At 46.6% G+C, this 22,774-nt stretch carries 20 protein-coding genes; 9 read left to right on the forward strand and 11 right to left on the reverse strand.

Features of this window, described 5'->3' with window-relative positions; genetic code table 11:
- The first annotated feature begins 19 nt into the window (after positions 1–19).
- The gene (cobS, locus tag QUA07_RS14580) at positions 20–817 is read left to right on the forward strand and encodes an adenosylcobinamide-GDP ribazoletransferase (protein WP_190732248.1); all 798 of its coding nucleotides are present in this window, start codon (positions 20–22) and stop codon (positions 815–817) included.
- Here the strand turns inward: cobS and QUA07_RS14585 are convergent.
- Positions 814–1,440: a hypothetical protein gene (locus QUA07_RS14585; protein ID WP_333240064.1), complete on the reverse strand. Its 627-nt coding sequence runs from the start codon at positions 1,438–1,440 to the stop codon at positions 814–816. The genes cobS and QUA07_RS14585 overlap by 4 nt on opposite strands.
- A gap of 661 nt (positions 1,441–2,101) precedes the next feature.
- Complete coding sequence (locus QUA07_RS14590; RefSeq protein ID WP_333326250.1) at positions 2,102–3,853, reverse strand: hypothetical protein; 1,752 nt, start codon at positions 3,851–3,853, stop codon at positions 2,102–2,104.
- A 376-nt stretch (positions 3,854–4,229) separates the two neighbouring features.
- Between QUA07_RS14590 and QUA07_RS14595 the strand changes: the two genes are divergently transcribed.
- Positions 4,230–4,460 (forward strand): hypothetical protein, encoded by a 231-nt coding sequence (locus QUA07_RS14595; protein ID WP_333326252.1) that lies wholly within the window; start codon positions 4,230–4,232, stop codon positions 4,458–4,460.
- A 50-nt stretch (positions 4,461–4,510) separates the two neighbouring features.
- Positions 4,511–4,723, forward strand: coding sequence for a hypothetical protein (locus QUA07_RS14600; protein WP_333085419.1), 213 nt, complete (start codon positions 4,511–4,513; stop codon positions 4,721–4,723).
- A 1,059-nt stretch (positions 4,724–5,782) separates the two neighbouring features.
- Here the strand turns inward: QUA07_RS14600 and QUA07_RS14605 are convergent.
- From QUA07_RS14605 to QUA07_RS14620, 4 genes are all read right to left on the reverse strand, one after another.
- Positions 5,783–6,184, reverse strand: a complete 402-nt coding sequence (locus QUA07_RS14605; RefSeq protein ID WP_333085418.1) for an MgtC/SapB family protein — start codon at positions 6,182–6,184, stop codon at positions 5,783–5,785.
- A 103-nt stretch (positions 6,185–6,287) separates the two neighbouring features.
- The gene (locus QUA07_RS14610) at positions 6,288–6,944 is read right to left on the reverse strand and encodes a hypothetical protein (protein ID WP_333326254.1); all 657 of its coding nucleotides are present in this window, start codon (positions 6,942–6,944) and stop codon (positions 6,288–6,290) included.
- A 251-nt stretch (positions 6,945–7,195) separates the two neighbouring features.
- Positions 7,196–8,161 (reverse strand): BadF/BadG/BcrA/BcrD ATPase family protein, encoded by a 966-nt coding sequence (locus QUA07_RS14615; protein ID WP_333326256.1) that lies wholly within the window; start codon positions 8,159–8,161, stop codon positions 7,196–7,198.
- Between the two features lie 72 nt (positions 8,162–8,233).
- Positions 8,234–8,590 carry a zinc ribbon domain-containing protein gene (locus QUA07_RS14620; RefSeq protein WP_333326258.1) on the reverse strand — a complete coding sequence of 119 codons (357 nt, stop codon included), beginning with the start codon at positions 8,588–8,590 and terminating at the stop codon, positions 8,234–8,236.
- On the opposite strand from QUA07_RS14620, the gene QUA07_RS14625 reads away from it, so the two are divergent.
- The 3 genes from QUA07_RS14625 (at position 8,501) to QUA07_RS14635 (ending at position 10,001) form a co-directional block, all read left to right on the forward strand.
- On the forward strand, positions 8,501–8,707 hold the full coding sequence (locus tag QUA07_RS14625; protein ID WP_333326337.1) for a hypothetical protein: 207 nt from the start codon (positions 8,501–8,503) through the stop codon (positions 8,705–8,707). The genes QUA07_RS14620 and QUA07_RS14625 overlap by 90 nt on opposite strands.
- A gap of 99 nt (positions 8,708–8,806) precedes the next feature.
- Positions 8,807–9,133: a phasin family protein gene (locus QUA07_RS14630; RefSeq protein WP_333053835.1), complete on the forward strand. Its 327-nt coding sequence runs from the start codon at positions 8,807–8,809 to the stop codon at positions 9,131–9,133.
- 280 nt (positions 9,134–9,413) lie between these two features.
- Positions 9,414–10,001, forward strand: coding sequence for an FKBP-type peptidyl-prolyl cis-trans isomerase (locus QUA07_RS14635; RefSeq protein WP_333311117.1), 588 nt, complete (start codon positions 9,414–9,416; stop codon positions 9,999–10,001).
- 92 nt (positions 10,002–10,093) lie between these two features.
- Here the strand turns inward: QUA07_RS14635 and QUA07_RS14640 are convergent, their stop codons facing one another.
- The 4 genes from QUA07_RS14640 to QUA07_RS14655 all read right to left on the reverse strand — a co-directional run bounded on the left by QUA07_RS14640 (position 10,094) and on the right by QUA07_RS14655 (position 18,953).
- Positions 10,094–12,709: a replicative DNA helicase gene (locus QUA07_RS14640; protein ID WP_333326260.1), complete on the reverse strand. Its 2,616-nt coding sequence runs from the start codon at positions 12,707–12,709 to the stop codon at positions 10,094–10,096.
- Between the two features lie 199 nt (positions 12,710–12,908).
- The gene (gene rplI / locus QUA07_RS14645; protein WP_006634794.1) at positions 12,909–13,367 is read right to left on the reverse strand and encodes a 50S ribosomal protein L9; all 459 of its coding nucleotides are present in this window, start codon (positions 13,365–13,367) and stop codon (positions 12,909–12,911) included.
- 255 nt (positions 13,368–13,622) lie between these two features.
- Positions 13,623–18,722, reverse strand: a complete 5,100-nt coding sequence (locus QUA07_RS14650) for a PAS domain-containing protein (protein WP_333326262.1) — start codon at positions 18,720–18,722, stop codon at positions 13,623–13,625.
- A 21-nt stretch (positions 18,723–18,743) separates the two neighbouring features.
- Complete coding sequence (locus QUA07_RS14655; RefSeq protein ID WP_333326264.1) at positions 18,744–18,953, reverse strand: hypothetical protein; 210 nt, start codon at positions 18,951–18,953, stop codon at positions 18,744–18,746.
- Positions 18,954–19,341: 388 nt separating this feature from the next.
- Between QUA07_RS14655 and QUA07_RS14660 the strand changes: the two genes are divergently transcribed.
- Positions 19,342–20,181, forward strand: a complete 840-nt coding sequence (locus QUA07_RS14660) for a glycosyltransferase (RefSeq protein WP_333326266.1) — start codon at positions 19,342–19,344, stop codon at positions 20,179–20,181.
- Positions 20,182–20,275: 94 nt separating this feature from the next.
- Here the strand turns inward: QUA07_RS14660 and gloB are convergent, their stop codons facing one another.
- Positions 20,276–21,049 (reverse strand): hydroxyacylglutathione hydrolase, encoded by a 774-nt coding sequence (gloB, locus tag QUA07_RS14665; RefSeq protein ID WP_333326268.1) that lies wholly within the window; start codon positions 21,047–21,049, stop codon positions 20,276–20,278.
- 225 nt (positions 21,050–21,274) lie between these two features.
- On the opposite strand from gloB, the gene QUA07_RS14670 reads away from it, so the two are divergent.
- Both QUA07_RS14670 and galE read left to right on the forward strand, forming a co-directional pair.
- On the forward strand, positions 21,275–21,478 hold the full coding sequence (locus QUA07_RS14670) for a hypothetical protein (protein ID WP_006634790.1): 204 nt from the start codon (positions 21,275–21,277) through the stop codon (positions 21,476–21,478).
- A gap of 200 nt (positions 21,479–21,678) precedes the next feature.
- On the forward strand, positions 21,679–22,677 hold the full coding sequence (gene galE / locus QUA07_RS14675) for a UDP-glucose 4-epimerase GalE (RefSeq protein ID WP_333326270.1): 999 nt from the start codon (positions 21,679–21,681) through the stop codon (positions 22,675–22,677).
- Positions 22,678–22,774 lie beyond the last annotated feature (97 nt).

A 22,774-nucleotide genomic window follows, 5' to 3' on the forward strand; every position in this document is an offset into this window, starting at 1 on the left:
ATGAAAAATTTTCTATCTTATGGTGCATGATAAATGGGTTCGCTCTACGATCGACTTTTTCCGGAATCAAGGGGCTGCCATCGCAGCCGCAGTCGCTTTTTATACTTGTTTGCCGGTACCGGTGTCTTGGACTTTGGAGTTTCGGGGCATTGCCCGCTTGGCACCGGCGATCGGGCTTTTGATTGGGGGGATGCTGGGGCTGGGGGATGTTGGGTTGCAGTTGTTGGGAATGCCTGCTCTGACTCGATCGGCCTTGGTGGTAGTCTTGGGCATCGCCGTGACTGGCGGGCTGCACCTAGACGGGGCAATGGACGCGGCGGACGGGCTGGCTGTACCAGACCCGGTACGCAGGCTGGAAGTCATGCGGGACAGCGTTACAGGAGCCTTTGGGGCGATGGCTGCGATCGCGATCGTGCTGCTGAAAACTGCCGCTCTCTCGGACTTGAATAACTATCGCTGGCTGGCTTTGATGGGTGTCGCGGGTTGGGGGAGGTGGGCCCAACTGGTGGCGATCGCCCGCTATCCCTATCTCCGGGCCGAGGGTAAGGGAGCTTTTCACAAGGAATCAATTTATTCTCCTTTTGATTTTATACCGGGAGTGCTGTTGCTGCTTAGTTTGAGCGTGGTGCAAGTTGTCTTGGAGGGCGATCGGTGGCTGTTGGCGGTGGGGATGGCTTTGGGGGGAAGTGCGATCGGAATTTTTGCCGGAGCCTGGTTTAACCACCGTTTGGGGGGCCACACGGGCGATACTTACGGTGCCGTAGTCGAGTGGACGGAGGCTTTGTTGCTGTGTCTTTTGGCAGCATTGGAAGGTTAAATTGTTTCTGAGTTAACGGCACCATTCTGCATCATCCAAACGAAAAAGCTGAGGATTTGCTCGACTGGGGGCAAAGGATAGACGGATAAGTCGATCGTCACAGTTTGATTTTCGAGTTTGATAAATTGCCATTGAATGCCATTACTCACGCTCCCATAGATGATGGGGATGTTTTTTTCTTTGGCTTGATTAAAGCGTTGAGCGGCAACCATTTCGGCAATACACTGACCCAATCCGCTTTTGAGGTCGGTCTTTTTAGCTTCGACAATCACAACGGCGGGGGCTTCAATTTCTAGCACTTCGGACGATCGCGTCAGCAGAAAATCAAACACTCCATTCAGTCCGACAGCTTCGTCGATGGTGAAGTCTTCGCCGGAGAAAAGGCTAATTTGGCGATCGAGAATCCGCCTCACTTCCAGCAGTACGGGATAGATGATTCCTTCCGATCGCGCTTTTTCACTTCCCGATGTAGCGACGATGGGGAGGCTATCTTTGAGAGTGCCGCTGAGAATGTCTGAGGGTGCGATCGGGTTTAGCGGAGGTATAAAGCGAGATCCCTCTTGGACTGTCAGACCGAAAGCTTGTTTCGCTTTGGCGATCGTAGTAAATTGACTGTATGGCATAATTTTTTCTAGCTGAGCATTATAGGTTTTGTTTCGCTATTAATTACTGTAAATGATATTAATCGCGGCTACAATTCTCCTCGAACGGTACGGTGTTGCAAGAGAAATAAGTTATCGAGTTGAGTGACGGATTATTGGTCGGGTTGTCCAGTTTTGTCGAGTACATTGCGAATCGAAACTCTACCCAACAAAAACTGGCCTTGCGGATTTACGGTATGAAGGGCTAAATATGCAAGTCATAGAAACCACTATCCACAAAGCTTCGGGATTTTTAACTGATTTTTTTCATACCCTGATTAAGCAACGCCGACCCGTTTAATATACAAAATTTGATTAAACTTAACTATTGTTTTTGAAGCTTTTACCTATGGTTCAAGCATTATTTTCAACCAATTTAACCAATAGTAGTGAGATTAGCGTGCGCCAAGACTTTGCAGGTGACGAGAAACCGGGTTTCTGCGACAAATTTCGGTTGAGTACGAAAAATACACTCAGAAACCGGGTTTCTGAGATTAGCGTGCGCTATAATTCCTGTCGTTGGGTGGCGATAAACCGGATTTTTTCACCTCATACCCCTGACTGTCATGGCATATTTTGGTGAAAAAATCCGGTGTTAAATGAAGGGAAATGCAACGGCAAATTTTCCATTCATTCTCAATTTTTACGCTTTCGGCTCAACCCAAACAGTCATCCCCTCAACCCTCAAACCTTTGCCACGAGTGCCGCAATATTGACCGTTAGCAGTAACAGGAGTATCGCCCACATTCTGGATGTGAGCCGTATAAAATACGTCGTATTTATCAGCTTGCGGCCCTGTCAGGCGGGCGGCAAATCCCTCAATGCGCTTGGCTTTGCCCCGGAATCCAGCTAACTCTCCTTCCGAGATCCAAGCAGTGTCGCCCACTCCTTCAACGTGAGCCATGTACTGCAAATTTAAACCGGCAACGGGAGGCTCTATTTTAATTTGAAATCCTTCCACGCGGCGGCCTTGAGCTTTAGTACCCGCATATTCTTGATCGCTAAAAGTTCGATCGCCAATTCCTTGAATATGCGCCAACACTTTTAAACCCACAGGCGCCACAACTTGGGAACTCGCAGACGGCGCGATCCAAACTTTGATGCCCTCAATTCTCAAAGCTTTGCCGCGAGTGCCGCAATATTCGCCGTTGGAGGACACGTCGGTGTCGCTGATATTCTGAATGTGAGCGCTATAAAATACGTCGTACTTATCAGCTTGCGGCCCGCTCAACCGCACTGCAAATCCTTCAATTCGTTTCGCTTGACCCCGAAAACCCGCCAATTCTCCCTCGCTAAGCCAAGGAGTATCGCCAACACCTTCGACGTGAGCCATGTACTCGACATTTAAGCCGGGAATTGGCGGATCGATATTAATCGCAAATCCTTCGACGCGCAGCCCCCGCCCCTTAGAACCCGCGTATTCTTGAGCACCGAAAGTTCGATCGCCAATCCCCTGAATGTGCACCAAAACTTTGATTCCCAAACCGCCCTCTACTGCCACCGCTGGTTGAATGTTCCGGGGTGCCCCAAAAACAATGTTCCCAGAACCGGTTGTCGGGAGAGACTTAGGTACTTCCACGCTGGGAACAATAATTACCTCGTGCATGGGGGCAGAAGGTGCGGGGGATTCCAAAATCTGGATCTGTGGCGCAACTGTAACTTGTTTCGGTGCCACATTTCCTGAGGGGATGACAATCACTTCTGGCAAAGGTTCAGCGCTGATTTTTTGTTCTGGCGCTGGTTTAAATGCGGGTTCGACTTTTGCAGGTGCTGCTTTTACCATCTCAGCAATGGTTAATTTGCCTCTGGAAATGGCTACGGCTATTTGTTTGCCAAAAGCGGCGCTGACTGTTTCTTCGAGAATGACCCACTGTTCGTCGTCTAATTTGTCTTGCTGTTCTACCAGGGCCAGCACTGCTGAAACTGGGTGTTTGCCACTGACTAAGGATTCTGCGTCGGAATGCAGTTGAGTTGGGGTAGATTCGGAAATCGCGCGTTGCAGTTCGCGGGCTCTGGCATGAACTGATTGTAAGGGGGCGAAGTCGCTTTGTTCGCGGTGGGCGATCGCCAATACTCGATCGATCACTTTCAATGCTGCATCGCGAATTTCTGCTTTACCTTCAGAAGCTGCGGCAGTCTCGACTAAGTTTTGAATGTCTTTGAGGGAAGCAATTTCCCCCGGTGCGATCGCGGATTTGTTGAGTTCGAGAGCTTGTTTTTGGACTGCGGCAAAGTTGCGGCTGTAGGCTGCTACTTCTTGCAGCAAGCTGTCAGAGGGAGGAAGGCCAGAGTCTTGCAGTTGTTTTGCTGCTTGGGATAGGCGATCGGCCAAATTAGCATAAGTTTCCGATAGTCGGGCTATTTGTTGTAGCAAATCTTTATGAGCTAATTCCATATGGGTCTTGCAGTAAATATTTAACTTGCTGATTATAGACGTTGAGCGTCTTCTGAAGGTAGAAGGCAGTAGTCGTTAGTCATTAGTCCCAGGGAAAAAGAAAAATGCTCCCCCTCTCCGACTCCTCCACTCGGACACTCTCCGACTCCCCCACCCAGACACCCGGACACTCTCCGACTCCCCACTCTCCGACTCATCCTCTGGCATCCCCCGCGTGATCTCCGTCACAACAGTGCAAATACTTAGTCACACTCTGCGACTCCGGCTGTCACGAGTGGCCCGTAACAATGTCACACCTATCGAGCAATAGCCGTCACTGCTGATTCTGTGAAAACAGTTGATACTTAGGCTTGAACCAATAAAATCCCGAAGTGTTATGGTACTAATTCGCGATCTCGCCCAGCAAGCTCTGGCTCTAGGCTATCTAACCATTGAAGCCGAAAATCAACTGCGGCGGATGTTAACTACCACTCAGTATGACTTGGAAGACTTAAATGCTTTTATGGCTTTGCAACTAGCAGCTATGTCCGGAGGAGTGAAACAAGAGTCTCGCGAGCTAAAAAAGTTTGAAATCTTTGGCGAGACGGCTTCCGAAACTTCTTGTTAGTAATTAGTTGGCTTTTGATTCGTTAAAATTTAGTAAGGGACATTTCTACCGTGCAGGTTCGTGAAGTTGTAAAACAAGCTATTGCCGCTGGATATCTGAGTTTGGAAGCGGAAAATGAAATGCAGAAGATTTTTTCCTCAGCCAAGTGTGATTTGGAAGATTTGAATGCTTTTATGAGCTTGCAGTTAGCTGCGATGGCGGGTCGGGTGAGGCAAGAGTCTTTGGAATTAATAAAAATGCCAAATTTTGCGGATAGAAATTAATTTTTCCTACAATTATCTGGCAAGTTAAGTATTAACTTTTATCCTCAAAAAACGCGGAAAAGCTATAATTATTTGGATGACTTATCTACTAATTAAATAAAAAATATTGGTATTTTGGTTCAATGGGTGTTGAGCAAATTAAATAAAATTGAAATAAATATTAAAATGAATATTTAAGTGGAGAGTGAGGACTTGACTCGTCAAAGGTCAGGCTTGGATGACTAGACCTGTCAAGGTGTAGTCAAAGTGTTTGCTTCGTAACAGTTGAGCATTCTGCTTGAAAAGTTATGTATTGTTAATTCTCTATCAAAGGGAGAATATTTATCGATCGCCCCAAGCAGAGATTTCAAGCGTTTGAGCCACTTTTTAGGCATTGCATAATTGCGGGGTGATTTTGATTGTTTTTTGTGGAATGGGCTCTCGTAGCCCGAAGGGGTGTATTTTCACACCAGGGGGAACACCCCAAAATATATTAGGATCGCGAATTAAATAACTTACAATTTTAATTGTTATTGTGGGATGGGCGTCCCCCCCGTCTTTTTTGGACGGGCGGGACGCCCATCCCACAAACTTGTGGAAGTTATTTAATTCTCATTCCTTAGTGTCAACTTAAGCTTTTAGTCCGCTAGTCCTCCCGCTCACCCGGAAGTCCGCCAGGGAATGAATTCCCTGTCTCATAGCTAAAGTCCTCTCAAAGAGGACTGAAGAACTCATTAGTCCTCATAGCGAGGACTTGAGCTTTGAGGCTCTTGTTGAAACAAGAGCCGGAATGACGGTTTAACGTGTTTGTTGACACCAATGCCCACAATAATCATCCTCAAATTGTGTAAGACCCCTTTTTCACCATCGGGACAGGTATGCCTGGGATGAGGGCAAACAATTTATGATCAATGATTAACTGCACTTGGTATGAAACAGCTAATATTATTTCCCCTCCATCGACCGCAATAAAGTTAGTTCGTAGTGAGGAGTTTAACCCTCATAAAACTCGCTGGTACTTCCGTCGTCACTACAAACGTTGCAACGGCTATTTTACCAAATTTTATATACTCAATAAGACTATTTCCTACGACTCCGACGCTCTAACTCTTTAATTACTCTCAGAACAAACAACGACATTAAAGCGCCAATTAATGCCAGTTGCCACAACCCACATCCGGCAGCAGTTCCTAAAGCTGCTGACACCCAAATAGCGGCGGCAGATGTGAGTCCGTGAACTTCAACTTTACCTCTTTCCTGGTGATTTTGCCGCAGGATTTCTCCACCTCCCAAAAACCCAATCCCGGCAGCAATGCCTTGAATTACCCGCGCTACAGCATCTCCTCCGTTTTCGTTTTTCCCCATTGCTAGCGGCATTAAAACAAACAGTGCACAACCCATGCTAACTAGCATATGAGTTCTCAATCCCGCTGGTTTGTTTCTGAGTTGGCGCTCCCATCCAATAATTCCGCCAACAAACATGGCTAGGCACAACCTTAACAGTATGCCTAGCCAATGATCGGGAGACCACAAGTTAGCGATCGACAATGTTTTACTGCAAATAATTAATCCGAAGATTCCAATATTAGCGGAGCACGATGTCCGATCGCAATCTCACTGCCAAATCTTGTTCCGGGCGAATCACGAGCACGTCAACGCTGCGCCGCCCCAACAATACTCCAGCTAAAGCGCCGATCCCAGCGCCTCCTAATACTTCTTCAGTCGCGATCGCTTTGTCGCCGGTAATGCCTGCGAGTGCTGCTGCTGCTGCTGCACCCAAGGCTGCACCTTGCGCTACTGAACCTGTGCCAGCACCTTTTTGGACTCTTTCGGTTCTGGTAATAATTCCCGAATAGCCATCAATCCGATAGCGTTGGCGGCGGCTGATAATTAACTCTCTGGCAACAAATTGAGTACCGATTTGATTGCCTCTTCTGACAGGTTGCAGTGCCCCGACTATCTGGCTGCCTCTGGGGATTAATACTCTGCCTTGAGGTGTGCGGATGTCTTGCGCTACAGTTAAAGTTAAAGGTGCAGTTTCTTCGCGGGTGACAACTATTTTGTCTTTTTCATAGCTAACTGGAATTACACTGCCCGACGGAATTCGGATGCTATCAAATTGGGAAATTCGTTGTTGAGCTTCTGCGGGAGTAGCTACCACCAGCGGCGCGCTGGTTCCAACTGTAATGCCCAGTGCGAGGATTGCTGCTGTTGCTGAACGCCATTTTTGAGAAGTAATCATATAAATTGTCTCCTTGCTTCGGTTTTTGTTTACTTAGGAACGCACTACTGCTAAATTTGTTTCTTGTTTCGCATTCATCTGATGTTTTGATTATGGCAGGCTGGAATTCTACCAGTTGGGAAGATAAGGTTGATAATCCAGAAGTTGAAAATTTGGAAAAATTGAGAAAATCCGCAAGACAGGGGCGATCGGGAAGATAAGGAAGATAGTCAACAGTCAACATTCAACAATCAACAGTCAACAGTCAACAATTAATTGTTGAGAGCGTTTAAGGCTAATAATCCAGCACCGAAAGCTGGTTCGTATCGGGGCGAAATAACCTTAGCTTTTGGGGCGATCGCACTTATGGCTGCTTCAAACCGACCTCGGCAATTTGCCTCTCCACCCCACACACCTCCTACAATCACAATTTCAAATTCTTCTGTTTGGTTAAATAGCGCTGAAATGGCTATTTTGGTTGAATAGGTTAATTCTGCTACAGCATTATTGATAATGCAGTCAGCGACGCGATCGCCCTCTGCTGCGGCTCGATCGACAATCGGCGCTAAAGCTGCAATTTCTTTGACTCCCCAACCGCGCCCGTAAACAACTTCTACTAATTCTTCTAGGTTATTGAGGCCTAAATGCGTTTGAAGTTTTTCCGCAAGCGTGGTAAAATCTTCGCGTCCGTCATAGAACTTCAAAGCAGCTTGCAAACCCTGAAGGGCGATGTTATATCCGCTGCCTTCATCGCCTAAAATATATCCCCAACCGCCGACTCGTTTAGTTTTCCCTTGACGGTTTTGCCCGAAAACAATGGAACCGGTTCCTGAAATAACGGCGATACCTACTGGATAACCTGTACCGCCAGCAAGTGCGATCGCGCAGTCGCTGCAAATTACGATATTCCTGGGCAGGAACGATCGGGTTACTGGTAAAGTATTCGTCAACTGCAAGTTCTGCACTACAAATTGCACTATTTCACGATCTTTGGGACGCCCGACTCCTGCTAGTCCCAGACCAATTGCTTCTATGTTGAGATTGCTATTCGTCTCGATTTTAGCGGACAGAACTGCTCGTTCGATCGCCAATTGGATGGATTGTTTTGCTGTCTCAATTCCCAGGGTTTGATAATTTGACGGCCCTGCTTCACCCCGTCCTAAAACAAGGTGGTTGTCATCCATTAAAAGGCAGATAGTTTTAGTGCCGCCACCGTCGATGCCGAATACGTAGCTCATGAATAATTTAGAGAATAATAGAGCAACCCAGATTAACAGAGATATCTCTATTCTACGCTTTGTACAATCCGATTAAATCGACAGAGCAATGCTAATAATAATTAAACCTAATAATGCTAACCAAACCAGATGGCGCTGACACCAATTTTTGATTGATTGCATCCAGCCGCCGCTGATGTAACGGCTCGTCTGTGGTACAAGCGGCTCAGCTTGATTGTGATAAAGCGTGCATTCTTTTGCAAAGGGACGCTGCGGGTAGTTGCAAGTGTCGTCTGCGTGATAAATACAGGTAGTGCACAGAAATTCTTCGGGTTTTGATCTATAAAGAGGGATACCCGGATGACCGAAAGCTTTGAGGGGGATTTTGCAGTGTGGACAGGCGAGCGCTTGGGCGTCTACAGGTTGGTGACAGCGGGGGCAATCAGGCATAGACAGCAGGGTGATGGGGTAATGTGGTGGGTAGGCTCATTAGCGGGTTTTCCGAACGCCGAGAATGCGCGATCGCCTCGCCATCAGGCCGCTGGATGCTCCAAAATAGAAAGGTAGGTGTGCGCTGATGTAACTTTAAGTTTACAGATAGTTTCGCAGCGACAGCAGGCGACCTGAGCCGATCGGGTATGAAAGGGCAAACATTAGGAAAAATCTATGGATAACAATAGCAACTTACTCAAACAACTGGTAATGCTGGGCATTGGTACTACCTCCCTGGTGGCAGAGAAATTGCAGGAAGTCAGCGAGCAATGGGTCAAAGATGGCAAAATCAATCCTGAGCAAGCCAAAACCTTTGTCGATGACATGACGGAGCATATCAAGTCTGAACAGGGTAATTGGGAGACGCAGTTGCAGCGGCAACTACGGAATATGCTGCAAGATATGGGAGTCCCCCGACAGTCCGAAATGGATGAGTTGCGGGGAAGGCTTGATCGTTTGGAACGTCAGATGCGGGATTTAGAAAACCGTAACTGGCGCTGAGTTCGATCCTCTTCTGCAAGCTTCGCTAACGCCCGCGAGAAGTTCGCTGCTATCTTGTGATAAGATTGTCACCCGAAGGCAGAAGGCTAAAAAAAGGCACTTATGTAGAAGCCATTTATGTAGAATAACAAACATTTTGACTTCATACTTTGGCCTGGAAAATTATCTGGTACCTGCCGTTCTTTGGTGGAAAAGTTCAGATAAAATTTGGTAGTTCTTGTTGTACTAGATGTCTTAGATATCTGAGATATCGCGGTTAAAAGTATTAGGAGGATTAATTTTGCGAGGAGTTCTAGTCAGCTTGGGAGTAATGCTGGTTTGCTTTTTGTTTTTGATAGTCGCTCAAATGGGCGGTTCTGGGTCCCAAGCAGTTGCAGCCGAATTGAACAATCTTTTACCCGAGACTGCTATTGAGAAGTTGTCAGCGCAGTCTTTGAATGAAAATAGCTTGCTAGTAGCTGATGCTACTTTACCAGAGGTACCAGCTACTATCGCTGGCAATGACATGACTGATAATACTGAGAAAACTGTCACCACAGATTCCGGTCTGAAATATGTTGAATTAAAAGAGGGTAATGGGGCGACTCCAAAAACCGGGCAGAAGGTGGTGGTGCACTACACTGGAACTTTGGAGGATGGCACGAAGTTTGACAGTTCGCGCGATCGCAATTCTCCTTTTGAGTTCCAAATTGGCGTGGGTCAAGTAATTAAGGGTTGGGATGAAGGTGTCGGTACGATGAAAGTTGGAGACCGCCGCAAGTTGATTATTCCCCCTGAACTCGGTTACGGTGCTCGCGGTGCGGGCGGGGTGATTCCTCCTAATGCTACGCTGATTTTTGATGTGGAATTGTTGAGAATCGCTGGCTAGGTAGCTCAATCTAATTCAACGTATAACTTTTACGGTGTTTAGAAACCCGGTTTTTTTTAAGAAACCGGGTTTCTGTGTATGTTCTGGTTGATTTACGATCGCTTCGGAGATGCGAGATTGCGGAAGCAGGTAAATTGGGCGTCAAATAATAGTTTGATGATTCCTGTGGGCCCGTTTCTGTGTTTGGTAATAATTACTTCTGCAATTCCGCGATCGGGCGAATCAGGGTTATAGTATTCATCGCGGTAGAGCATAATTACTAAATCTGCGTCTTGCTCTATACTATTATGAGCGTACAATCCTTGTGTAACAAAGTTTTCAACTTTCTCTACCGTTAGATCGTAAACCATTTCTTCGCCGATGAAATCTATTTTTTTTATTTTATCCCAATAGATATCGCTAACAGCAATTTTCACAATTTCTTCTGATTCTAGAAGAGTTGCTAACTGCAAAGCTCGTTCTCTATTGATATCACATTGATAGGAACTGTCGCCACAATAGCGCACGCCCAAACCTGCTTGAATTTGTTTAGTTGTTAAACCCAAACGTTGTGTGGCAATATTAACTTGGGTTCGCCAAAGTTGGTTGGGAATTAAATCTCGGTTGGTATTAGCCCGTCCAGATTTTTCTAGATATATTTTGACGGCGGCTAAACTTTCTTGTTTATAATTGCCAACCGCACCAATCCGATATACAAATTTTTCTAGCTCTTGCTTCCCACCTACCCATACTTGATATTGAGTTCGCCCTTTATTTCCTTGGAAAATTGATTTTAAAGAAGCATTAATATTCAATTTTAATAATAACGATCGAACTCCCCGCGCTAGTTTTTCGCTACTAGATCCATAGTAAACACTGGGATAGTGGGAATTGTCTTTACTCGTGCGGATACAACCATCCGTGGCCCATAGGTGTCGAAGGAAAAGAGCGATCGATTCTTGCGGTTGGGTAAATACTAAACTGGGAATAAATTTTTCATAGGAACGTAAACCAAATATTTCTAATTGTTCGAGCCATTTAGTAATCTGATTTTTGATATTGGGAGCGAGACTATAACTAGCGGGGAGATAAACTTGATACCAATCGCGTTCCCGTTTTATGCGGGGATTAATTTTATCACCAAATACTTCTCTAGCCAAATGTGCAACTAATTCAGCTAAATCTAATTCTCGCGTCCTGTACTGAATGGTATGTCGGGGTAAAGTACAACCATCACCAATTAAATGTCCTAGTAAAGCCAATTCAGCATTACCCATCGTCTGCACTTCAGTACAAGGAATTGAGCGAGGTGTAGCAATTCGATCGCCTATTTTTAATTCATCTAAACGCTTCCAACCATCTGATGTAAAGAACTTATGATTGCCTGTTGCTGTAATCGAATTTCCCAAGCAAGTCGTCATCTCCCAGACTGGCTTGACTCCAGTACAAAAAGCATTAGTCACCATCGCTTTTTCCTGTTTCAGGGTATCTGAATTTAATCCCCAAACAGCAAAGCCAGATTTGCCGACTAAATCACGAATCGGGACTTCTAATCCACTATCCGCCAGCGTAACTAAACTATCGCCACCGAGACATCCACTTTCTCTCAAATCAGACATCATCGGCCGCTTGTTTGTCCTCGCTTCCACACCCCGACTCAACTGAGATAAGGCAATAATCGGCACGTTGAGTTCGCGGGCTAAACCTTTAAGACTTCTGGTAATTCGAGATAGTTCTTGCACGCGGTTGTCGCTGGTACCTTCCATTAATTGCAGGTAATCTAGCAAGACTAATCCTAGGGTTCCGCCTTGTTCTGCTTGGAGGCGGCGGACTTTCGATCGTATTTCTGTGACGGTAATATTGGGAGTATCGTCAATAAATAGTGGTAGTTCTGATAAGTTGCCAATGGCTGTACTGATTGGTTCCCATTCGTTTTGACTGATTCTACCCGATCGCAACCTGTTACTTTCTATTTTGGCTTCACTGGACAGGATACGCTGCACTAGCTGTTCTTTCGACATTTCTAAGCTGAAAACGGCAACCGGCAATTTTTGCTGTCCGGCGGCGATGTGGTGGGCGATGTTGGTACAAAAGGCTGTTTTGCCCATCGCCGGCCTAGCTGCAACGATGATTAAATCCGATCGCTGAAAGCCTCCTGTCATAGCATCTAAGTCATAGAAACCGCAGGGAATACCGGGAAGTGTCAGGCCTTCATTGCGATTTTCTAGGTCTTGAAATGTTTGGTTTAGCGTTTCGCCGATCGACACTAAATCCTGTTGTGGGCGTTCTTGAGTTATGCTGAAAATTTCTTGTTCGGCGCGGTCTAAGACTGTTTCTAGTGGTGTTGCCGTCTCGTAACCTAATTGTACTATGTTGTTGCCAGCTTCGATTAATTTGCGGCGCTGATATTTGTCTTCAACTAAAACTGCATATTGGTCGATGTTGACTGCGGAAACTGTGCGATCGACTAATTGTGCTAATTTAGTTAGTCCTCCTACTTGCTCTAACTGGTTGCGGTCGGTTAGGGAAGTTGTTACCGTCATTAAATCCGTAGGTTGACCCTGTAAAAATAGGCCTAATGCCGATCGATAAATGACTTGATGAGCGGTGATGGCAAAAAACTCCGGTCGCAGCAGTTCGGCAATTCGGGAAATAGCTTCGGGGTCAATTAAAATCCCGCCCAAAATTGCTTCTTCTGCCTCTATATTTGTCGGCATCAAATCGCTCATTAGTCAATAGTCCTCAGTCATTAGTCCGCAGTCATTAGTTATTAGTTGTCAGTGATTAGTCGTCAGTTTTGAATCCTTAGTTAGCAGTCCTCAGTCCTTAGTTAGCGGTACTCAGTTCTTAGCTAATGACTAATGACTAACAACTAATGACTGATGACTAATGGCTAACAACTAATAACTGATGACTGATGACTCTTAATTACATCGGAACAACTTGAATATCAACTTCGGCGGTAACTTCTGCGTGTAGTTTGATTTCAGCTTTGTATGTACCAGTTTGGCGAATTTCGGGCAGAGTGATGCCGCGCCGATCGACTTCTTGACTGGTAGAGTTGAAAATCAGTTCTGCTACTTCTTGGTTGGTAACAGTACCAAAAATCGCGTCTGCTTCGCCAACTTGCTTGGAGATGATGAAAGGCCCAGCCGATTGGAGGGCGGTTTTGCGGACTTCAGCTTGCTGCTTGAGCTCTAGCTGGCGCAGTCTTTCTTCTTCACGGCGCCGCTCTGCTTGCTTGAGAATGCCGGGAGTGGCTCTAAATCCCATTCCTTGGGGTACTAGGTAGTTGCGGGCATAGCCTGGGGCTACTTCTACTACGTCGCCAGCTTTGCCGAGTTTGCTGACATCTTTATTTAAAACTAATTGGACGCGCTTGGCCATGATCGTGGGTTGTGGGGTTTTAACTGCAACTTTTTATAATAGCGAAGTTTGAGGGGCGATCGCAAGGAAGTTCGGCAACGGATTTGGTAGCGGATGTAACGGATTTAACGGATTTAACGGATGGATGTTGAGATTCGAGGTTCGAGGGAAGAAACAGGGATAATATTTTTAACGGGCAAATTCAGTTGGAAATTACGCAAAACAGGGGTGCTGTAATGAGCAAAATCAACTACAGTACAATGTGTTATCGAGAACTCAGGGTTTATTTTCAAGGCGCTGGGCGACGATCGATCGCGCTACAGTAGTAACTAACTGGGTCGAATTGATCGGCTTGGCTAAGTGTTGATCAAATCCGGCTTGTAAAACTTGACGCTCGTTCCCTTCTCCAGCATAGGCGGTTAAGGCGATCGCCAACAACTGCCGATACTCAGGCGCAAGCTGAGTGCGGATGCGATTTATCAACATATACCCGTCCATCTGGGGCATTCCGATGTCGCTAACAAGCAAATCCGGTGCAGTTTGTTCGATCGACTCTAGCGCCTCAGCAGCAGATGACAGAGAAATCACCTCTGCACCCGCTTCCTCAAGCACAAAAGCGACAAAATCTCGCGAGTCGAGTTCATCATCTACCACCAAAATTCTCAATCCAGCTAGTGGCAAGGATGAGAGATCGGGACAAGCAGCCCCATGACGTTCTTCCTCCTCCTGCCTTCTAGAATCATCATTTAATAGCGGTAATCTCACCGTAAACGTCGCTCCTTGACCTTCTCCGGCGCTTTCTGCAAACACCGTTCCGCCGTGCAGTTCGATCAGTTGGCGGACGATCGCCAATCCCAATCCCAAGCCGCCAAATTTGCGAGTTGTTGCGCCGTCTTCTTGTCGGAAATGGTCAAAAACATAAGGCAAGAAATCGGGAATAATGCCTTTACCAGTATCTATGACTTGAATTTGAGCTTGGTGTTCGACTTGCTCTAATCGAACTTCTACTCGACCGCCTTCGGGCGTAAATTTCACAGCATTTGATAACAAATTCCACACAATTTGTTGCAAGCGACTTGTATCGCCCAGAACTTGCCCGACATCGGAATTTAAAATTGTTTGAATTTGAATTTTTTTAGCTTCGGCTGCTAATTGCACGGTTTCCACAGCAGATGGAATAATGGTTGCCAGATTCATCGGAGCAACATTCAATCTGAGTTTTCCTTGCAGAATCCGAGACACGTCAAGCAAGTCTTCGATTAATTGAGATTGCAGTCTGGCGTTGCGCTCAATTGTCTCAAAAGCCTTGGCACTTTGACTCGCGTTCAGCTTGCCGCCGACGAGCAGTTGCGACCAGCCTAAAATCGGATTCAGGGGCGATCGCAACTCGTGAGAAAGCACAGCCAGAAACTCGTCTTTAATGCGGTTAGCTCGCTCGGCTTCCGTGCGGGCAGTTTGTTCTAATTGGAGAACTATATCACGCTCGGTTTCCACTTGTTTGCGTTCTGTAATGTCGATTACAGAGCCGATATAACCCTCAAATTGTCCGCTTTCGGAAAATCTGGGAGCTGCAGCATCTATCGCCCAAGAATATCCGCCATCCTTGCGCCCGACGCGATATTCCACGCTGTACCGTTCCTGGCGTTCCTTGGCGGTCAAAAATGCCTTCTTTACCTGTTCTCGGTCTTCTGGATGCAGCGCGTTTATCCAACCCAATCCCAAACCTGTTTCCTCAGTTTGACCTGTGAATTCATACCAGGTTTCGCTCAAGAAAGTGCAATAGCCTGTGGAGTCTGTTACCCATACCATAAAAGGAGCGTTGTTAGCCATAGTGCGGAATCGTTCTTCGCTTTCTTGCAGCGCTGCTTCTGCTTGTTTGCGTTCTGTGATATCCCGACAGACAATCACTCCGCCTTGGATTTCGTTGCTAGTATCAACTACTGGATAACCGCTGATACTGATCCAGCGATCTTCGGAATCTTCGCGGCGGACAAATACCTCTACATCATTGACATATTCACCTTTGATTGCTCGGACTAGAGGTAGTTCAGCGGCGGGGAAGAGGGTTTTTTTATCTGCCAAAAATAGTCCGTAAGTGCTCGACCATTCCTCACAAGATTTTTCATTCGATAGCTGACCGAATACCCCCACTGCGGCTTGGTTAAACAACACAAACTCCCCTTGTTGATTTGCCAAAATTAAACCATCGCCAATGCTGTCAATGATGACTTGCAGTAACTTAGTTTGTTCTTGCATGGCGACTTCTGCTCGTTTGCGATTTGTGATTTCGCTAGAGATGCCAATCAGGCCGATGACTTCTCCCGCTTGATTGCGGTATGGAGCTTTCATTACCAGAAATGTCCGAATGCCATCGTGAGATTCTTCGAGGACTTCTGTTTGTCCAGACTCCATAATGCGCCGATCGTTTTCCGTGACTGTGACTGCAAGTTCTGTTACTGGGTATAAATCGATATCGCGACCACCAATTACTTCAGAAGCAGATTTGCCCATTATTTCCAGCGTGGCTGGATTTGCATAAATAATCTGTCCTTCTCGATTTTTGACAAAAATTGGCGTGGGCGCTGACTCGTTAATTACGTTCAAAATCGCATTCTTTTGGCGCAGTTCTTCTTCAGTGCGTTTGCGATCGCTAATATCGCTCCAATAAACGGTAAGTCCTTCGGCCGCAGGATAGGCGCTCACTTCTATATAGATCTGGAGCGAAGGCGAGAACTCTTCAAACTTGACAGAAACTTGTTCGGAAACAACTCGATGAAATTCTTGATATGCCCTTGAATTGGATTCTTTCTCGGCAGGGAATACCTCCCAGATCGATCGACCTAGTAAGTCGTTTCTCGATCGAGAAAGCAGTTTTTCTGCTGTGGCATTAACGTAGGTATAGCGCCATTGTGCATCGATCGCCATAAAGGCATCGGTAATACTTTCTAGAATATTGCTGACTTGCTGGGAGGCCACTTGCACCGCGAGTTCAGCGTTTTTGCGCTCGGTGATGATTTCGGAAAAAATCATGATACCGCCAATCTCATTGGTGTTGGTTCGCCAAGGGTGAATTTCCCAGCGCACCCAGTCGATTAAGCCATCAGGGCGGGGAAACCGATCTTCTTGGCAGATTTCAACTGCTCCCGCCAGACAGCGCTGGTGGACTTGTCTCCAATGATCGGGCAAATTGGGAAAGATGTCGTAGTGCGATCGGCCCACAATGTTTTGAGTGCCGAGCCCGTAACTTGACAGCCAGCGGTCGCTCACCAGCATATACCGCATCTGGCGGTCAAACATCGCCACCCCCGCAGGCGAATGTTTGACGAACAGCCGCAGTTGCTCTTCCTGTTGCCGCAGGAGATTTTCGGATTGTTTGCGATCAGTGATTTCTTGGAAAAGTATGGCGACTTGTCGGCTCTGCGGCTCAGGAGTGCGGAACGCCAAAACGTCGAACCAGCGGTTCATGACTTCTGATCCGTGCTCGAAGCGCAAGGGTTCCCCCGTCAGGGCGACTTTGCCGTACATCTCAAACCAATAATCTTCGATATCTGGAACGAGCTGGCGCGCCGTTTTACCCGCAGCTTGTTCAAGTCCGGTTTGTTTCAAGAAAGCCGGATTGACTTCCAAAAAGCGGTAATCGATCGGCTTTTCGTTTTTGTCAAACAGCATTTCGATGATGCAAAAGCCTTCGTCTAGGCACTCAAACAAAGTGCGATAGCGTTCCTCAGAGTGGCGCAAAGCAGCAAGAGCTTGTTTGCGATCGCTAATATCCATAAAGGCTGCCACACAGCCACGAACGGCACCCTGCTCGTCAAATAACGGCACCGCATTCACCAACCAATCAAAGGCCACCCCGTCCTCGCGCACCATTTGAATTTCCACATCTCGCACTTCGACGCCCGAAGCCACGGCTAGTTGCATGGGCAGTTGTTCTCCCGGAATTTCTTCTCCGTTGCGGAATCGTCTAAACGGAAGGGCTGCGGCTTGCTCTCCGGTTCCAGAAACATTGGTATCGGGTGGCACTATCAACATCGACTGGGCAAATCGGTTAGCGCGAATTACTTTACACTGTGGGTCGTCTGCGATCGTAATACCGACGGGTACAGCATCAAGTATCGATTCGAGTTCATTGACTCGTCGCTCTAATTCTTGGTTGAGCCGTTCAATTTCTTTTTTGGTAGCTTTGCGATCGGTAATTTCATGCACCGTCACATTCACTCCCAGGACGCGATCGTCCTCGGCTTTCAGGGGATAGAGACTCAATAGCCAATCCTGTTCGACTCCCGGCTGTGCTGAGTTCGTCCTGCGAATTTCGAGCTGTTTGAGTGGAACTTTAGTTTCAATAACTTTTCGGTAAAGTGGCTCTAAATCATCTGCCATTTCTGGCAAGATTTCGCGCAATGTTTTGCCGATGTGGGCGGCGGCTGGAACTCCGTTAATTTCTGCTAGCCAATCGTTGATGCGGACAAAGCGCAACTCAGTATCGAGGAAGCAAAGTCCGATCGGCGCACTAGCATAAATCGCCTCGATTTCTGCTAGTTGTTGGTGTGCCGTTTGCGCTTGTTGAATAAAAACAGCCCGATCCGCCTTCTGCTGAGTCACATCTTGAAAATAAACGGCAAGCCCCGATGGGATCGGATAAGCTCGTACCGCATACCAAGCATTGAGTGGCGGATAAAAAGATTCAAAACTAACCGTAACTTGGAAGGTGGCGGCGTGGCGATATTCCTGTTCAAACAAACTGCCCACAGATTCTGGAAACTCTTCCCAAATGCTGTTGCCAATCACCTCTTGCGGGAGTCGATTCAGCCACCGCGCCGCTTGCAAATTGAGGTAGGTAAATCGCCAGTCTCGATCCAAAGCAAAGAACCCATTTGAAATACTTTCGAGGGTGTCTGAGATTTGGGGCGCGGGCGCGTTACAGACTGGTTCGGGCTGAGGTTGAGCGATCTCCGTGAAGGTTGTAACTACCGCGTAGGGAGTCGATCGATCTCCCTGAAATAAAGGTTGAGAATTGAGCGTCAACCAAATCAATTCTCCCTGTGGCCGATAAAAGCCCATGATGACATTTGAGCATGGTTGCCCGGTTTGTAGCGCCACCATCGCCGGATGTGTTTCACCAGGAAAATCCGAGCCATCTTCACGCAGAGTCTGCCAGCGACTGTTGATTGAAGTGCATAACAGCATCTGTTCTGCTGTCATCCCCAACAGCTCTTGGGCGTGAGAATTGCACCCCTGAATGCTACCATCTGCCAATTGCAGAACCATCCCGACATCAGTTGGCAAAGGCGCGACTGGGTAGAACGCTTTGTTAGAATCCGTTGAAACAAAGGGGTCGATTTTTGCTTGGGGTTCAGTATTGCGTGGGTTTTGCATCGGTTTCTAACAACGCTCATTTTACTTTGGGCAAAGCAAATCGCGCTCAATAATAGGGAAATAACCAGAGGAACTTTTGACTTGAGCAGGGTGACACTTCAAACCTAAGATGGATGTCGATCGTTCTGCGGTAATATCGATATCTAGACAATTTATTTTATCGTAGAGTCCCACGTCTGAACCAGTTGCGGGATTCAGCACAGGCGACGGGGAATTTTCTGGCTGTTTCAAATGCGAGGTCAGTCCCTCTCATTATTTTTCGGGTTGCTGCATATTACCCATGGCTGTTACTCGTTTTCGGGTGCGAACAGATGGCACTTGCACACAGATAAATAAGTAGATGAAGCTTGAAAATACATCACCCCTCTCTCGCTGCGAGTGAAACGAAGCAATTGCTCTTGTTGTGCCCGCCTTACATTCTGTTACATAGTAAACTTTATTTGCGCCTACCTACTTAGAAACCCCGTTTCTTGGTGTAAATCTAACCGGAAATTTAGGCAAGATAATGTTCGTCTCAACGGTAAACGGGCGATCGCATTTACTTCAATACAGGGTCGCCTGCTTCCTCCAGTCCCAACGTTTGTGTCACGTTTGCCGTTCATCTCACAAACTTAATCCTATGCACATATTCACAGCCGCCGATCGCACCTATATTCTGGGGTTAGCAGCACTTCTCAAGTCTCTAGATCTAAATGTTAGCGAATCTGGGGAGGAGCAGGTCAAAATTACCGTTGTATCTACCAGGATATATTCACCGCAAAAGGAACAGTTACAGAATTGCTGCAAATACCAGATTGAATGGCAAGAATTGCAATCTAATTACGACCAACTTCTTTCGGTATCAGGTTCTAAACTGCCTTACGTTAAATTGGAGCCGCGAAAATATACTAAAGAAACAGAAAGGCTGATTTGGCTCGACAGCGATACGATCGTTATGGGCAGCTTAAAGCCGCTGTGGAACCTAGATTTTGAAACTCTGCCGATAGCAGCCGCAGCCAACACCTGGGGAAATCCCAACAATTATCAAGCTCAAAACCCTTATTTCAATAGTGGTGTTTTAGTTTACAACATGAAGCTTTGGGAGGAAGAGCAACTGTCGGAAAAGTTGCTCCAAAATGCTAGAACCCACGTTTGGGGCGATCGCGATCAAGGTGCATTAAATTCAGTTTTAGTGGGAAGGTGGAAGCAACTAGACCAAATATGGAACAACCACAAGACTGATGATATGTCAAGTAAAGTGATGCACTTTATGTCAAGACCGAAACCGTGGGAAAGCTCCGCCCCCAATCAATTATGGCTTGATATGTTGGCTCAGACACCGTTTAAGGACGAACTGGAAAAAATTCCAAATAAGTTGAAGGGGCTATCGAGCTTTCACGTAAAATACACAAGACTTGACAGGTGGTTGAGCGAACCGATACTCAAGTTTAAGAGCTACCTGAAAAAACAAAAACGTTAAGGTCAATCGATTTTAGATTTTAGATTTTAGATTAAAGAATTGAAGCATTGACCCCACGGATGAATCCGGGGGCTTGTATCCTGGATGCTTTCGGTCAAAATTGGTCTTTCATGCCGCGCAATCGAGCGAAGGTTTGCACTGGATCGGAGGTGTTGGCGGCTGATTGGATGTTGGGAAAATCCCAGCGCAAAAATGGGTTTGTCCTTTTTTCGAGGCCGATCGATGATGGTATTGTAGGTTGCGATCGACTGCGCGCTTCCTTAACTTCGGCGAAGCGCTGCTGTAAATCGGGATTGTCGCCATCCACACTCAAGGCAAATTGCAGGTTGTTCAGCGTGTATTCGTGGGCGCACCAGACTCTCGTACGATCGGGCAAATTTCGCAGTTGCCCCAGAGAGCCTAACATTTGGGCGGGAGTGCCTTCTTTGAGCCGGCCGCAGCCTCCAGCAAATAACGTGTCGCCGCAAAACAACTCGCCGGTTTCGCTGGGATTGCTGGGGGGGAAATAGTAGGCGATGTGAGCTTTTGTGTGGCCGGGTAGGAAGAAGACTTCGGCGGTTCTGTTGGCGAAAGAAACTCGATCGCCCGCTTGTAAAAACACTTGCTGTCCGGGTATTCTGCCTCGGTCTTCTGCGCCACCGTAAACTTTAATATGGGGAAAGCGATCGATCAGTTCCTGATTGCCGCCTATGTGGTCGCGGTGGTGGTGGGTATTGAAAATTGCGGTTAATTCGGCTCCGAGTGCTTGGAGTTGCTCTAATACTGGCTGCGATCGTGCTGGATCGACGACGGCTGCTGTGTGGCGATCGGGGTCGTGCAGCAAGAAAATGTAATTGTCGGACAGTACCGGAAGCCGATAAACCTGCATAGAAAAGTGCCTCTCTAGGAAAAATATTATATAATTAAATTAGTTCTGAACCCTATCCGAAGGCTGACTGCAGATTTATTAAGTCCGCGTATCTATCTTGGGAAGTAAAACTCTGATACGTTATTTCTGCTGTTGAGCAAAGTGATTTAAGGTCGGGTACGCACCATTTTTGGGTCAATAAGTGCAATCGGCTTTAATTATTTTAGCATACAAGCGATCGAATAAATGCGAACATCTCACAACAAATCGAACTTAACAATTTCTCAAAAAGTCGATCGGATTGTAGCCTCTGGCAAGATCAGTCGCAGGGAACACTTAGTTTTGACTTCGGCTATCCTATCAGATGATAAAATTTCAGAAGAGGATCGACATCAGATTAATCGGATATTTGATTATATCCAAATTGGTCGCCTCAAGTTTATCGATTGAACAGAAAGACTTGCTCCCTCAGCATCGGTCTGGAGTTTAAAAAGCGTTTTTTAGGAGTGCGATCGTCCCGTCGGGCACAGCAAAGCCTAGATATTTAGCTTGAATTCTCCGGCTTACGCGGAGTGTGAAAGCCTCAGATGTGGAAGTCTCAAATTAACAAGGCTCTTGGCAATCCCAGCTACAAAAACAGGCAGAAGAAAATGAGTGCAGACAAACAAACTATTTTGGTGACGGGTGGAGCTGGATATATTGGCTCTCACGCTGTATTAGCGCTGAAAAACGCCGGTTACGGTGTGGTGATTTTGGATAATTTAGTTTACGGTCACAGAGATATAGTAGATCGGGCTTTGCAGGTGGAGTTAGTAGTTGGCGACACGAACGATCGCACTCTTCTAGACAACTTGTTTGCTACGCACAAGATTGATGCTGTAATGCACTTTTCTGCTTACGCTTACGTGGGCGAATCTGTTACCGATCCCGCTAAATATTATCGTAACAATGTCATCGGCACTATTACCCTTTTGGAAGCAATGATCGCTGCTGGGGTGAAGAAATTTGTGTTTTCTTCTACTTGCGCGACTTACGGTGTACCGCACAAAATTCCGCTCACAGAAGACCACCCACAAAATCCGATCAATCCCTACGGTGCTACTAAGTTAATGGTAGAACGGATTTTGTCGGATTTTGACGCTGCGTATGATTTCAAGTCTGTTTGTTTTCGCTATTTTAACGCGGCTGGGGCCGATCCGAACGGGTTGTTAGGAGAGGATCACAATCCAGAAACTCACCTGATCCCACTGGTGTTGTTCGCAGCTTTGGGTAAACGAGATTCAATCTCGATTTTTGGCACGGATTACGAGACTCCTGACGGTACTTGCATTCGGGATTACATTCACGTTAACGATTTGGCATCGGCTCACATTTTGGGATTAGAATATTTGTTAAATGGTGGCAAATCTGATTTCTTTAATTTGGGCAATGGCGGCGGCTTTTCGGTGAAAGAGGTGATAGAAACGGCTCGCCAAGTGACTGGAAAAGAGATTAAGGCTGTTGAGTGCGATCGGCGTCCGGGCGACCCGCCTGCTTTGGTTGGCAGCAGCAAAAAGGCGATCGAAACCTTGGGCTGGTCTCCAGAATATCCAGACATCAAGAATATTATATCCCATGCTTGGCAGTGGCATCAAAAGCGTCACAGTTAGCATTAACTCAAATAAAACAAGTGCAAAAATAGAGTCTTAAATAATGTTAAACAGTCACAAAGATTTTTGTTTTTGCACCTTAGCTTTTGGGAAAAAG

Origin of the sequence: Microcoleus sp. T3_A4 (genome assembly GCF_036700465.1) — a bacterium.
In the GTDB taxonomy this organism is placed as follows: domain Bacteria; phylum Cyanobacteriota; class Cyanobacteriia; order Cyanobacteriales; family Microcoleaceae; genus Microcoleus.